Source organism: Pseudoalteromonas sp. NCIMB 1079 (assembly GCF_040567695.1).
GTDB classification, from domain to species: Bacteria; Pseudomonadota; Gammaproteobacteria; order Enterobacterales; family Alteromonadaceae; genus Pseudoalteromonas; species Pseudoalteromonas distincta.
Genome location: NZ_JBEWZA010000001.1, coordinates 3436204 through 3449247, shown reverse-complemented (window position 1 = coordinate 3449247; position 13044 = coordinate 3436204). Strand labels below are relative to the sequence as shown.

The 13044-nt window shown below is 34.2% G+C and carries 12 protein-coding genes; all 12 read left to right on the top strand.

Going from position 1 to position 13044, the window contains the following annotated elements; translation table 11 throughout:
* Window positions 1-8 precede the first annotated feature (8 nt).
* The 12 genes from ABX891_RS16065 to ABX891_RS16010 all read left to right on the top strand — a co-directional run bounded on the left by ABX891_RS16065 (window position 9) and on the right by ABX891_RS16010 (window position 13023).
* Window positions 9-824 carry a glycosyltransferase gene (locus ABX891_RS16065; protein ID WP_354629967.1) on the top strand — a complete coding sequence of 272 codons (816 nt, stop codon included), beginning with the start codon at window positions 9-11 and terminating at the stop codon, window positions 822-824.
* Between the two features lie 31 nt (window positions 825-855).
* Complete coding sequence (locus ABX891_RS16060; RefSeq protein ID WP_354629965.1) at window positions 856-1767, top strand: NAD-dependent epimerase/dehydratase family protein; 912 nt, start codon at window positions 856-858, stop codon at window positions 1765-1767.
* On the top strand, window positions 1760-2308 hold the full coding sequence (locus tag ABX891_RS16055) for a sugar transferase (RefSeq protein ID WP_354629964.1): 549 nt from the start codon (window positions 1760-1762) through the stop codon (window positions 2306-2308). Before ABX891_RS16060 ends, ABX891_RS16055 begins: the two co-directional genes overlap by 8 nt.
* Before the next feature lie 165 nt (window positions 2309-2473).
* On the top strand, window positions 2474-4408 hold the full coding sequence (locus ABX891_RS16050; RefSeq protein WP_354629962.1) for a polysaccharide biosynthesis protein: 1935 nt from the start codon (window positions 2474-2476) through the stop codon (window positions 4406-4408).
* Window positions 4409-4446: 38 nt separating this feature from the next.
* Entirely contained in the window at window positions 4447-5580 is a 1134-nt protein-coding gene (locus tag ABX891_RS16045) for a glycosyltransferase (RefSeq protein ID WP_354629960.1), read from the top strand.
* Between the two features lie 61 nt (window positions 5581-5641).
* Window positions 5642-7183, top strand: a complete 1542-nt coding sequence (locus ABX891_RS16040; RefSeq protein ID WP_354629958.1) for an MATE family efflux transporter — start codon at window positions 5642-5644, stop codon at window positions 7181-7183.
* Window positions 7184-7245: 62 nt separating this feature from the next.
* Window positions 7246-8646: a Coenzyme F420 hydrogenase/dehydrogenase, beta subunit C-terminal domain gene (locus ABX891_RS16035; protein ID WP_354629956.1), complete on the top strand. Its 1401-nt coding sequence runs from the start codon at window positions 7246-7248 to the stop codon at window positions 8644-8646.
* Window positions 8646-9782, top strand: coding sequence for a polysaccharide pyruvyl transferase family protein (locus ABX891_RS16030; RefSeq protein WP_354629955.1), 1137 nt, complete (start codon window positions 8646-8648; stop codon window positions 9780-9782). The genes ABX891_RS16035 and ABX891_RS16030 overlap by 1 nt, the downstream gene beginning before the upstream one ends.
* Before the next feature lie 47 nt (window positions 9783-9829).
* Entirely contained in the window at window positions 9830-10729 is a 900-nt protein-coding gene (locus tag ABX891_RS16025) for a glycosyl transferase (RefSeq protein WP_354629953.1), read from the top strand.
* A 62-nt stretch (window positions 10730-10791) separates the two neighbouring features.
* Window positions 10792-11334, top strand: coding sequence for a KdsC family phosphatase (locus ABX891_RS16020; protein WP_354629951.1), 543 nt, complete (start codon window positions 10792-10794; stop codon window positions 11332-11334).
* 1 nt (window position 11335) lies between these two features.
* Complete coding sequence (gene kdsB, locus ABX891_RS16015; RefSeq protein WP_354629949.1) at window positions 11336-12097, top strand: 3-deoxy-manno-octulosonate cytidylyltransferase; 762 nt, start codon at window positions 11336-11338, stop codon at window positions 12095-12097.
* A complete protein-coding gene (locus ABX891_RS16010; RefSeq protein ID WP_354629947.1) occupies window positions 12094-13023 on the top strand; it encodes a KpsF/GutQ family sugar-phosphate isomerase in 930 nt (309 codons plus the stop codon). Before kdsB ends, ABX891_RS16010 begins: the two co-directional genes overlap by 4 nt.
* The last annotated feature ends 21 nt before the right edge of the window (window positions 13024-13044 follow it).

Below are 13044 nucleotides of genomic sequence, written 5' to 3'. Positions count from 1 at the left end.
AAAAATGAATGACTGACTTTTCGGTTTTAATGTCAATTTATGACAAAGAAAACCCTACATATTTAAATGCATGTCTTGAGAGTTTACATAGTCAAACTGCCAGATCATCAGAGGTTATACTTGTACTCGATGGCCCTATTAAGCAAAGCTTGATGGATGTAATAAATAAATGGAAACTACAACTTAATATGGTGTTGGTCCCTTTACAAGTAAACGTGGGGCTTGGGAATGCTTTAAACGAAGGGTTAAAGGCGTGCTCTTACGAGCTTGTTGCAAGAATGGATACTGATGACTTATGTTTGCCAGAGCGTTTTGAAAAACAATTAGCAGTATTTAAAGCAAAGCCATTACTTGCTTTTTGCGGATCGTTTATTGATGAAATAGAATGTGAAAGCACAAATTATATAGCAACTCGCTATGTAAAAGAGTTTAACGATGACATTATTAAAAGCGGAATCTCACGAAATCCTTTTAACCACATAAGCGTTATGTTTAAAAAAAGCGTTGTTATGTCTGTTGGTAGTTATAAACACATGATATCCATGGAAGATTGGTATTTATGGTTACGCCTACTTAGTAGCGGATACCAAGGATACAATATTCAACAAACACTGGTGAAGGCACGCGCAGGCAAAGAGATGGTTTCGCGTCGTACTGGCTTTAAATATGTGACTTACGAGGCTAAACTTGCTAAGCAAAAAGCTAAATTATTTCCTCAGTACGCTTTAAAATCGTATTTTTATTTTATAGTACGATCATTACCAAGGTTGCTACCGCAAAAACTACTTTACTTGGTTTATCTTTTTTCTCGAAAAATAAAGTAGTGATTAATGTTATTAAAAATAGAGAGTTAATATGAAAGTAGCAATTACAGGTGCAACTGGTTTTATAGGGAAAGAGCTACTCATAAATTGCCCTAAAGACATTGAACTATTAGCACTAACAAGAAAAAGCATAGCAGCAAAAAAACACATTAAATATGATGACTTGTTTGATGTTAAGGCTGAGCACTTAGTTGGATGTGAATCATTCGTTCATTTAGCCGGTGTGGCCCATACAGCCGCTGCAGACCCTGAAACATATACTCAATATAATACTGAGTTAGTGTCGTATTTAGCTAATGAAGCCGTTAAAGCAAATGTAAAGCGTTTTATATTCATTAGTACTATAGGCGTAAATGGCTTAAATTCTGGCGAAGAGCCCTTTAAACCTGCAGACTTAGCCAATCCACATAATGATTATGCTATATCAAAGTACAATGCTGAGCAAGAGTTGCAAAGTATTGCTAAAAAGACCGGCTTAGAAGTTGTAATAATTAGACCCGTTTTAGTATACGGAAAGGATGCTCCGGGTAGCTTCAGCTTGTTATTAAAAATGATCAGTAAATTAGGTGTATTACCTTTTGGTTTTGTGAAAAATAAGCGAAGCTTTATTGCAGTGCAAAACTTAGTCGATTTTATTGTTTTGTGTTTAAAGCACGAAAAAGCTGCGGGACAAATATTTTTAGCATCAGATAATCAAGTTATATCGACTAAAGCGTTTTCGAATTCAATTGCAAAAGGTATTAATAAAACGCTTTGGCATCTTCCTGTCCCTGTATCTTTAATGAAATTAACTATTAATTTGTTGGGAAAACCAACTTTAAGTAAACAATTATTTAATGATTTAGAAGTAGACTCGAGCAATATGTTTCAATTACTAAATTGGACACCGCCTTATACAATGAATGCAGCTATGCGCCAGCTAACTAGAGAAACACATGATTAGAGCACTCGATTTTATTTTTGCATTGTTTGGTTTAGCATTAGCAATGCCATTTTTAATAATTTTATACGTAATAGGTTTATTTGATACTGGCTCTCCAATTTTTGTGCAAGAACGAGTAGGGAGATACAAAAAACCTTTTACTTTAGTTAAGTTTAGGACAATGAAGGTAGATACCGCATCGGTAGCAAGTCATTTAGCAAGTACATCATCTATAACTCCTTTTGGTGGTTTTTTACGTAAAACAAAATTGGATGAACTACCACAGTTGTGGAATGTTTTAAAAGGCGAGATGAGCTTAGTAGGTCCACGCCCTGGTTTGTTTAATCAAGGCGAATTAACAAAAGCCCGCGATATTAAAGGTATATATAATGTTCGCCCGGGAATTACTGGTTTAGCTCAAGTTAATGAGATTGATATGTCTACACCTGAGTTGCTGGCTGAAACTGATTATAAAATGATTAGTACATTGAATTTAAAAGACTACTTTAGCTATATATTGCAAACTGTAACAGGTAAAGGGAGTGGAGACAGAGTTAAGTAGTAAGCCAAAGTAATACAAAAACTTACAAAAAATAACCAAATACATAAAGACTATATAAATATTTGCATATAGTCTTTAACTATTAAGTGCATTAGCTGTTCATCTTGTAGTAAAATTGTAACCTATAGAATAGTAGTCTTACTGCTAACTTCAGGGAATCGTACTGTGTTTTTAAAGTTTTTAGTTAATTTACCCCGCCCTCAAAAAAGAGTTGTCTCTCTTGTTATAGATAGTATTTTTATTATTACTGCTTTTTGGCTCGCTTTTTTACTAAGACTGGATAGTGCTGCAGTACTAAAAAATATACATACTTGGATATTACTTACAGCTTTATTGCCTCTAAGCTTATTAAGCTTTGTAAAACTTGGCCTTTATAGAGCTGTGTTACGTTACATGAATACCCAAGCAATGTGGACTATTATTGCAGGAGTAGTACTTTCAACTGTTTATTTAACAGTTTTATCCTTCTTTTTAAGCGCCCCAGTACCTAGAACAGTTCCGTTTATTTATGCTAGTTTTTGCATTTTATTTGTTGGTGGTGCGAGGCTTACAGTGCGGGCTATTGTTGGGCAAGTAACTATGCGCCGTAAAAAAGGAGTAATTATATACGGAGCAGGTTCTGCAGGCCGTCAGCTTGCAACTGCCTTAGCAAATGGTCCTGAATATTCTCCTATCGCCTTTATAGATGACGATCCAAAAAAACACTTATCTTTCATACAAGGTGTTTGCGTACATGCACCATCACAAATTGCTGAGGTTGCAAAACAAAAGTGCGCGAATAAAATTTTGCTGGCACTTCCTAGCGCTTCAAGAAGTCGCCGAAAAGAAATTTTAAACGCGATAGAGAAATTTAAGTTACAAGTTATGACCATACCAGGAATGGCTGATATTGTATCGGGAACAACTAATCTTGATGAAGTAAAAGATGTTGAGATTGATGACTTGTTAGGTCGTGATTCAGTTCAGCCAAGACAAGATCTTATGTCTGCAAATATAGCTAATAAAGTCGTAATGGTTACTGGCGCGGGCGGTTCAATAGGTTCAGAGTTGTGTAGGCAAATAGTTAAAAATAAACCTGTCAAATTAGTATTGTTTGAGCAGTCTGAGTTTGCGTTATATGCAATTGAAAAAGAGTTATCAGAGTATAATATTGCTAATAATCTAAATATTGAAGTACTGCCGATTTTAGGCTCAGTTCAAAATAAAAAACTAGTTGAGTCAACGTTCACAACGTTTTGTGTTCAAACGGTATACCATGCAGCGGCCTATAAGCATGTCCCATTAGTAGAGCATAATGTTGTTGAAGGTGTGCGCAATAATGTTTTTGGCACTTATAATTTAGCGACCGCTGCGATTAATACAAATGTGGAAACATTTGTATTAATCTCTACAGATAAAGCTGTTCGCCCAACTAATATTATGGGCACTACAAAGCGTATGGCAGAGCTTGTATTGCAGGGACTATCTGAAATTCAAAATACCACTCGTTTTACTATGGTGAGATTTGGTAATGTTTTGGGGTCGTCAGGATCTGTTGTACCCCTGTTTAGAAAGCAAATTAAAGCGGGTGGTCCAATAACACTAACCCACCAAGACATAACCCGTTACTTTATGACAATTCCAGAAGCAGCTCAGCTAGTTATTCAAGCAGGAGCAATGGGAGTTGGTAGTGACGTATTTGTACTCGATATGGGAGAGCCTGTAAAAATAAAAGATTTAGCAACTAAAATGGTTCACTTATCTGGACTTGAGGTTAAACACGAAAAACGCCCTAATGGTGATATAGAAATAAAATGTACTGGCCTGCGACCAGGTGAAAAACTCTTTGAAGAGCTTTTAATTGGCGATAATGTAATTGGCACAGATCACCCAAGAATTTTAAGTGCTCAAGAAATTAAAATGCCATGGAGTGAGCTTGAGCCATTTTTAGATAAACTCAAATTAGCGTGTGATGAGTCTGATCATATTCAAATACGTAAGCTGTTACTGCAATCGCCTACCGCATTTTCTCCAACAGACGGTATATGCGACCTAAACTGGAAAGCGATAAATGCTAATAGTACTAATGTAAGTCTTCTTCCTGTTGTAAATAGTAATTAATAAAATGTTATTTACTGAGAATTCTTTTTAAAGGTGTAATGAGTATTTTAAACTTTATATTTTTTTCTATCGCGAGTGATTTTAAATCTTTTCATAGGAAAAGAGAAATCGAAGCAGTTATTAAGGTCGGAGATGTAAAAGCTGTTTATTACAAACCCCCTGAGTCTTTTTTAAAAGGACTCCGTCGAATATTTTCTTTTAGAAAAGATGAACAAGAGTTTGATAATCTCAAAATACTCAGTTTATATGTATTAATTCCAATGACATGGGCCTTAAAGTCTAAGGCTTTAATGTGCTTGTTTGTAGAGCTACCTATCAAGCTGCAAGTTAGTTACGCGAGGCGTAATTACTTGAATACTAAAGACGTAATAAGTTGGTTCTATAAACCTAATCAATACCTTTATCTTAAAAACTTAAAGCCTTATATATATCTACATTATGATAATTATAAAGATGATATTAGTTATAAATTTAGCTCCAGCGAACAATTCGATAAAACTTTAATAGATTGCATAAGCAATAGTTTATTTACCCTAGTCTCTAGCTCTAAGCTTTATGAAACGTATAAAACCATTAGATCCAATGGGATTTATTATTATCCAAACGCTATTTCAAGAGAGTTGATACCTAGTAATGTTGATAAACTAAATAAGCAAAATGTAAGTAAGGTCATTGGGTTTGTTGGGCAGTTAGATAATAGTCTTGATGTTGAGTTGGTAAAAAAAATATCTAAAGCTTTTAAGGGGTATTCTATTAGGCTAATCGGAGGGTATTCCAAGGTTGTTTTTGAAGCATTAGACGGGTGTGAAAATGTTGAGCTATTAGGTTACATGAAATATGAGCTTTTAGGCGAAGAGATAAAAAACTTTTCTATAGGCATATGCCCATATAAGGATAATTCATTTAATAAGTTTAGAAACCCATTAAAAATTACTGAATATTATTCTTACGGTTTACCTGTCGTCTCTGTTAATTGTGATATTGATGATAAGGCGAAAGAGTTTATGGGTATTGCCAACACACATGATGAATTTATTAAGTCAATAAAAACTCAGCTGGCTGAAAATACTTTATCCAAAAATATTCAAAGAAGAAAATATGCAGAGAAAAATTGCTGGGATAATAGAATTAGCTTCTTAATGAATAAAATTTCAGATAATAAAACACAATAATTCTCCCTTCTAAGCTTAAAGCTACTGATAACTTCATATTAAATTAAGAGAATAAGCTTAAATGCAAAATAGTGAAAAAAATAAAAGAGTAATAAAAAATACATTATTTTTGTATATTAGAATGATATTAGTTTTAGGTATAAGTCTTTACACATCACGTCTGGTCCTTGATGCATTAGGTATAGAAGATTACGGTATTTATAATGTTGTGGCAGGTATAGTGACAATGATGTCATTTATGACAGGCGCAATGTCTGCGTCAACACAACGATTCCTATCATACGAGCATGGTAGTGCAACAAATAGAGTCAAAGATATATTCAAGATGAGTGTAAATATTCATGCAGTCATTTTTATTTTGGTTGTTGTCTTGATGGAATCAATCGGTCTTTGGTTTTTAAATAATAAGTTAAATATTCCTGCTGAGCGACTTTATGCTGCTAACTGGGCCTATCAATGTGCACTCATTTCTTTTGGGTTCTCGATTATGGGCATACCATATATCGCATCTATAATATCTAATGAGAAAATGGGTGCCTTCGCTTATATAGGTGTTTTAGAGGTTTCTCTAAAGTTAATTGTAGCTTTTACGCTTTATCTAAGCCTAGGCGATAACTTGGTTGTATATTCGATATTAATAGTGTTTTCATCTGCCTTTATTTGGTCTTTATATTTCTTATTTTGCAAATATAAAATAGAGGACACTAAGTACGCATTATTTTGGGACATGGACTTATTTAAAAAACTGCTAGGTTTTACTGGTTGGAACCTAATTGGTAATATTGCAGTTGTAACCATGAATCAAGGACTGAATGTACTATTAAATATATTTTTTGGTCCCGCGCTTAATGCTTCTCGAGCCATTTCTAATCAAGTTAATATGGCTATTCGAAGCTTTTCATCAAATTTACAAATGTCCATGAACCCCTTAATAACGAAGTCATATGCTTCTGGTGAACATGAATATATGCAGTCTTTAATTTTAAAAGGCTCAAAGTATTCTTTCTTCCTGCTATTAATACTTACTTTGCCAGTCTTACTACAGACAGAACAAATTTTAAGCATTTGGCTTGGTCAGCTACCTGAAAAAGTCATTATTTTCTGTCAATTGTCCTTAGTAGATTCTCTAGTTATTAGTTTGTCAGGTGCATTGATTGTGGGCGCTCAGGCAAATGGCAATATTAAAATTTACCAAATTGTTACAGGGGGGGTATTACTTTTGAATCTTCCTCTATCTTATTTATTGTTCGTCTATGGAGCAAAGCCAGAAGCGGCAATGGCATTAATGGTCGTAATTTCTACAATTGCATTTTCTGTTCGGTTGTTATTTATGCGTAAAATGATTGGCTTATCTATCAGAGTATATTGCAGAGTGGTTTTAAGTAGGGTTTTTTTAGTGGCGCTATTTAGTTTTCTGATTATGTGGTATCTGGATAGCTTGATGGGCGATACATTTTTATATCTAATAGTAGAGAGTTTTACGTCTATGTTTGTAGTAATATCTACTATTTGGCTTTTAGGTTTAGAGCACGCAGAGCGTAAATTTATTTTAAATAAATTAAGTGCTTTTTATAGTAAATTAAAAGCTAAATCTAGCTCTTAATTTATTTTTTAATGTGTTTTGTTCGAGAGTTGTTATGTGTGTTTTAAATAGATTGGTGATGAATGAATTCGTGTAAAGTAATAGAGCAGGTGGTTGATAAGGGTCTCTGTATTGGTTGTGGCTTATGTGTATCTGCGTGTGGTGACAATACTTTAAAAATGGAATTGAGCGAGTATGGCTTCTTAGAGCCTCGTCAGGTTAATTCGTGCGGTTCTAGCTGCAAAGGTAATTGCCTTTCTGTTTGCCCATTTAATCCTGAACCAAATAATGATGTAAGAACAGAAACTGAACTCGCTAAAACATTTTTAAAAGATTCAAAAAAGCATAATGACTCTATCGGAAAGTATATAAACACATATGCAGGTTTTTCTAACGAGCACAGAGCAAACTCGTCATCGGGTGGCATTGCTACTTATACCCTGATCGAATTGTTAACACGAAAAGAAATTGATTATGTTATTTCAGTGAAAGATGTAACTGCCTCTAACGCACACTATGAATATGCTATTAGTAGTACCAGGGAGGAACTTTTACAAGGAGCAAAAACTCGATATTACCCCGTAACACTTGCGGGTGTATTTGATAAAGTTAAAGAGCTAGAGGGTAAATTTGCAATTGTAGGTGTTCCTTGTTTTATAAAAAGCGTTCGTTTAGCCCAAAAGATAGATCCTATTCTAAAAGACAAAATTAAATTTTTAGTAGGTATTATTTGTGGTGGCGTTAAAAGCACTTTTTTTGCAGAGTATTTAGCTAGTAAAACAGGTGTATCAGTATCTGAATATAGTAAACCAGAATTTCGTATAAAAGATGAAAGTAGTAGCGCAAGTGATTATTCATTCGGTTGTTTGGATAAAAACAACCATCAAAATACAATAAAAATGAAGATGGTTGGAGATATGTGGGGGACGGGGCTATTTAAATCGAATGCCTGTGATTTTTGTGATGACGTGTCTGTTGAGTTAGCAGATATATCATTAGGTGACGCATGGATAGACCCTTATAGATCTGAAGGCTTGGGTACTAATGTTATCGTGACTCGTTCTTTACTAGCTGAAGGTATTATTCAAAAAGGGATAGAGTCTAATACATTAACTATCGAAGACTTGTCTTTGACTAGATTCATTGATTCGCAACGTGGTGGGTTTAACCATAGACATAACGGTCTAGGTTTTCGCGTTAAAAAAAGGCGGAACGAAGGCTTAAGTGTCCCACCTAAACGTTTTGAAAGGGATGAACTAACTTTTCTGCTAAAGCTCATACATCTAATGAGAATGAGAATAAGGCAGAAAAGTTTAAAAGTTTGGAAAGAGACTAAAAACGCAGAGCAGTTCGATAAAGAAATGCAATTTAGTTTAAATGTATTAAAAAAATTAACGAAATTAAACCAGTATCAAAAACGATATTCTGAATCAGGTGCTATAAGAGCTTTAATAATGCGAAAAGTAAATAAGGTATTCAAATAATGAAGATAGGTATATTAACTCAGCACCTTCATAATAATTATGGTGGTCTGTTGCAGGCGTTTGCTTTACAACGTTATTTATCAAATCAAGGCCATGATGTACTTACCATAGATTTCACTTCCGACAATATTGGTGCCACGCTGAACAAAAAATCGCGCACAAGTGAAGTGAAAAATATTATTTATTATTATATCCGCAAATATATTTTAAGACGAAATATTAAGTCTATATTTCCTGTATCTGATGAGGTGAAGGCTAGTATTGGTAAAGAAACAAGACGTTTCGTGGCTGAAAATATTCGAACAACGCAAAAGCTAACATCAATAGATCAATTAAAATATTTAGATTCATATAAATTTGATGCCTATGTAGTTGGTAGTGATCAGGTTTGGAGGCCAAGGTATTCACCCGGTCTTCCAGCCTTTTTCCTGGATTTTTTAAATGACGATAAAAAAACTAAACGACTTTCTTATGCAGCTTCTTTTGGTACTGATAATTGCAACGAATATTCGCCATCTGAACTAACAAAATTTAGTAATTTACTTAAAAAATTTAATGGTATAAGTGTCAGAGAAGACTCTGCAGTGGAGCTATGTAAAAGACACTTTGATGTATCAGTGGAGCAAGTTTTAGATCCTACAATGTTACTAACAAAAGAAGATTATATTGAGTTGGTGGACAAAGATGAGATCGCTGTAAGTGATGGTAATATGATGGTCTATGTTTTAGATCAATCAGTAGAAAAAGTGGAGATGATAGATAGGGTAGCTAATTTTAAAAATCTAACACCTTTTACAGTAATGCCTTCAGATGAAACAGGCATATATCCACCAGTAACAAAGTGGTTACGCGGTTTTATGGACGCAGAGTACATTGTTACTGACTCTTTTCACGGTGTAGCTTTTTCAATTTTATTTAATAAGCAATTTATTGCAATTGGTAATAAAAGTCGTGGCATAGCACGCTTTACTTCTATATTGAAAAAATTTGGACTGGAGAGTCGCTTATTAATTAATAAGAGTGACTTAAGAGAATCAACTTTAGATGAAACGATCGACTATAGCTTAGTAAATGAGTTACTAGCTAAAGAGCAAAGCTATGCTTTTAATTTTTTAAAAAAGAATTTAAGTAATTAAAACCGAATCTAAGTTATACGATTAAAAAACTAAATTTAGGAATAATAGTGCTGAAAAAAATTATAAACTTTTTAAAAAACATTAAAAAAGTTACAGAAACCTTTGAAAATAAACTAGAAGTCTCTCATAGAACTAATTACCTTCTAAATTCAGCACTTACCTCAAATGCAAAGATTATTTCAAGTGAAGATAATCATAAGGAATTGATTGTAAGCTTAACAACTTACAGTAAAAGAATTCATGATGTGCATCTAATTATAGAGTCTATTGCGCATCAAACTTTGAAGCCTAACCGAATCATTCTGTGGTTAGATGAAGACGAATTCACATTAAATACGATTCCTCTAATATTAAAGAAACAGATAGCACGGGGGTTAGAGGTCAGATTCTGCCCTAACTATAAATCGTACAAAAAATTAATACCAACTCTAAAAATTAGCCCAAAGGCAAATGTTGTTACAATAGACGATGACATTTTATACCCATACGATATGCTTGAGCTTCTCTATAAAGAACACCTACTAAATCCAGATTGTGTAGTGGGTCATAGAGTACATAAAATAACACTTGATGCGCAAAAAAACATACTGCCATATAGTGAGTGGGAACAAGAAGCAACGGATCAATCAAAGAGCAATTTGATTATGGCTATAGGTATTGGTGGTATTTTTTATCCTTCAGGCATCCTAAGTGAAGAGTGTTTAAATATAGAGAACTTCACACTCTTAGCACCTAATGCTGATGATATTTGGTTTAAAGCTATGTCTTTATTAAACAATGCTGCACATAAGAAAGTTTCAGATGAAAGAAACTTTTGGGAGCGTTTCTTAGTGGTTGAGTCTTCACAAGATATTGCCTTGTTTCATAATAATCAGATTGAGCATGGTAATGACTCTCAGTTCAAAGCTGTGTTCGAAAAATACAACTTATATAAAAATTTAAAGTGATAAGTTCATCATACTAAACAATGCTATATAACGTTTTACCTATCTAATCCGAGTATCAAATTATGAAAAATATAGAGCTAATACTTTTTGACGTAGATGGTGTAATGACAGATGGCAGTATTTATATTGATAAAAATGGCGAATCATTTAAAAAGTTTAATGTAAAAGATGGCTTAGCAATAGAGCTTTTACGTAGCCATAATATAAAAACGGGTGTGGTATCAGGTAAGGCAAGTGAAGCGTTAACACTTAGGAGCGAAAAGCTTGGGTTTGATTTTATAGTCACAGGTTGCAAGAACAAACTACCACGTGTTAATGCTATTTGTGCTGAGCTAAATATAGGTTTAGATAAAGTTGTATTTGTAGGTGATGACGTACTCGACCTACCTGTTATGCAAAAGTGTGGTGCTAGCTTTGCGCCAAGTGATGCGCACGAGTTAGTGCTAAATTATGCGCAATACATAACTAATGCAGCAGGTGGTTGCGGTGTGGTTAGGGAAGTCGCCGATAAAATTTTATTAGAACGGTTTGAGACTTTAGATGATATGTACAACGTACTATTAGATAAAATAATCTCAGATGACGTAAAAAGTATGGAACAGTAAAATGAGTGCTTTTAGTAGTTTTAAGGTTGTTATACCAGCAAGGTACGGCTCAACTCGTTTACCAGCAAAGCCTTTACTTGAAATTAATAACAAACCTATATTTTGGCATGTTACTCAACGAGTATTAGAAGCAGGTGTAAATATAGGTGACATTGTTATAGCCACTGACGATCAACGTATAGAAGCCAAAGCTATTGAGTTAAAGCTCCCTGTGGCAATGACTAAAAGTACTCATGTAAGTGGCACTGATCGAGTGAATGAAGTTGCGGCCCAACTAAGTTGGCATGAAAATACATTTGTATTAAATGTTCAGGGCGACGAACCATTAATCCCCTCTGCACTAATAAAGACTTTAATTAAATTTAGTCAGAATAATAACGCTCACTTTGACATGTTTACGGCTTCTGTAAATATAAAAAATTATGAAGACTTTATTAACCCAAATGTTGTTAAAGCAATCGTTACAGAAAGTAGCCAAGCCCTTTATTTTAGTCGAAGCGCAGCCCCCGTAAATAGAGATAAGCCAAATGATTTAACAAATGCTAATCGACACATTGGTATTTATCTTTACAGTGTCAAAATATTACAACAGCTATGTGGGTTAAATGAGTCAACGCTTGAAAGTACTGAAAAGCTTGAGCAATTACGTGCTTTGAGTAACGGTATTACTATTGGTGTAATGAAATACAGTGGGGATATTCCGCACGGTATCGATACTGAAAAAGATTACTTAAACGTAAAAGCTATAATGGAATTAATATGAGCAGTTATGATGTAGCTAAACGCGTAATTAATATAGAAATTGAAGCGTTAAAAGCGTTAGAGAAGCTATTAGATGAACAGTTTAATAGTGCGGTGCAACTTATATTGAATACAAGTGGCCGAACAATTATTTGTGGCATGGGTAAATCGGGAATTATAGGCAAAAAAATAGCTGCCTCTTTTGCAAGTACAGGCACTCCTAGTTTTTTTATGCACCCTGGTGAAGCGTTTCATGGTGATTTAGGAATGGTCACCCCCGAAGATGTTTTTATTGCAATATCTAACTCTGGTGAAACACTCGAAGTTTTAAAGTTATTACCATTCTTAAAAGATAATAATAATAAAATTATAGCAATAACGGGCAATCCAGATTCAACCCTAGCAAATAATGCACACTACCATTTAAATATATCTGTGCCTGAGGAAGCATGCCCATTACAGTTAGCACCAACATCTTCCACAACTGCAACGTTAGTAATGGGGGACGCATTAACAGTAGCACTAATGGAGTCACGCTCCTTTCAGCCTGAAAATTTCGCTCGTTTCCATCCAGGAGGTAGTTTGGGGCGTAAGTTACTCAGTAAAGTTAGTGATGAAATGGTTTCTAAAAACTTACCCTTAGTTGATGAAGATGCACCACTAACAGAAGTTATAAACATTATGTCTCAAGGGTCATTAGGACTCACTTTGGTAATGTGTGACGATGAAGCTAAATCCTTGATAACTGATGGCGATTTACGTCGTTCAATTGAAAAGTATGGTAAAGATTTGTTTGACTTAAAAGCTAAGCATATCGCTAATGGAAATCCTATATCAATAATACCAGATGCATCTATAGCAGCAGCATATGAAGTAATGCAAAATAATAAAATAAATAGCTTAATAGTTTGTGATAACAAAAAAGTTGTTGGTATTTTAAAAAAATAATCTTTGTATGAGCAAGCTTTA

What these genes read in the sequence shown, in the direction of transcription:
- ABX891_RS16065 (WP_354629967.1), top strand. Translation starts at nt 9, where the DNA reads ATGACTGACTTTTCGGTTTTAATGTCAATTTATGACAAAGAAAACCCT.
- ABX891_RS16040 (WP_354629958.1), top strand. Translation starts at nt 5,642, where the DNA reads ATGCAAAATAGTGAAAAAAATAAAAGAGTAATAAAAAATACATTATTT.
- ABX891_RS16055 (WP_354629964.1), top strand. Translation starts at nt 1,760, where the DNA reads ATGATTAGAGCACTCGATTTTATTTTTGCATTGTTTGGTTTAGCATTA.
- ABX891_RS16020 (WP_354629951.1), top strand. Translation starts at nt 10,792, where the DNA reads ATGAAAAATATAGAGCTAATACTTTTTGACGTAGATGGTGTAATGACA.
- ABX891_RS16035 (WP_354629956.1), top strand. Translation starts at nt 7,246, where the DNA reads ATGAATTCGTGTAAAGTAATAGAGCAGGTGGTTGATAAGGGTCTCTGT.
- ABX891_RS16030 (WP_354629955.1), top strand. Translation starts at nt 8,646, where the DNA reads ATGAAGATAGGTATATTAACTCAGCACCTTCATAATAATTATGGTGGT.
- kdsB (WP_354629949.1), top strand. Translation starts at nt 11,336, where the DNA reads ATGAGTGCTTTTAGTAGTTTTAAGGTTGTTATACCAGCAAGGTACGGC.
- ABX891_RS16045 (WP_354629960.1), top strand. Translation starts at nt 4,447, where the DNA reads ATGAGTATTTTAAACTTTATATTTTTTTCTATCGCGAGTGATTTTAAA.
- ABX891_RS16010 (WP_354629947.1), top strand. Translation starts at nt 12,094, where the DNA reads ATGAGCAGTTATGATGTAGCTAAACGCGTAATTAATATAGAAATTGAA.
- ABX891_RS16060 (WP_354629965.1), top strand. Translation starts at nt 856, where the DNA reads ATGAAAGTAGCAATTACAGGTGCAACTGGTTTTATAGGGAAAGAGCTA.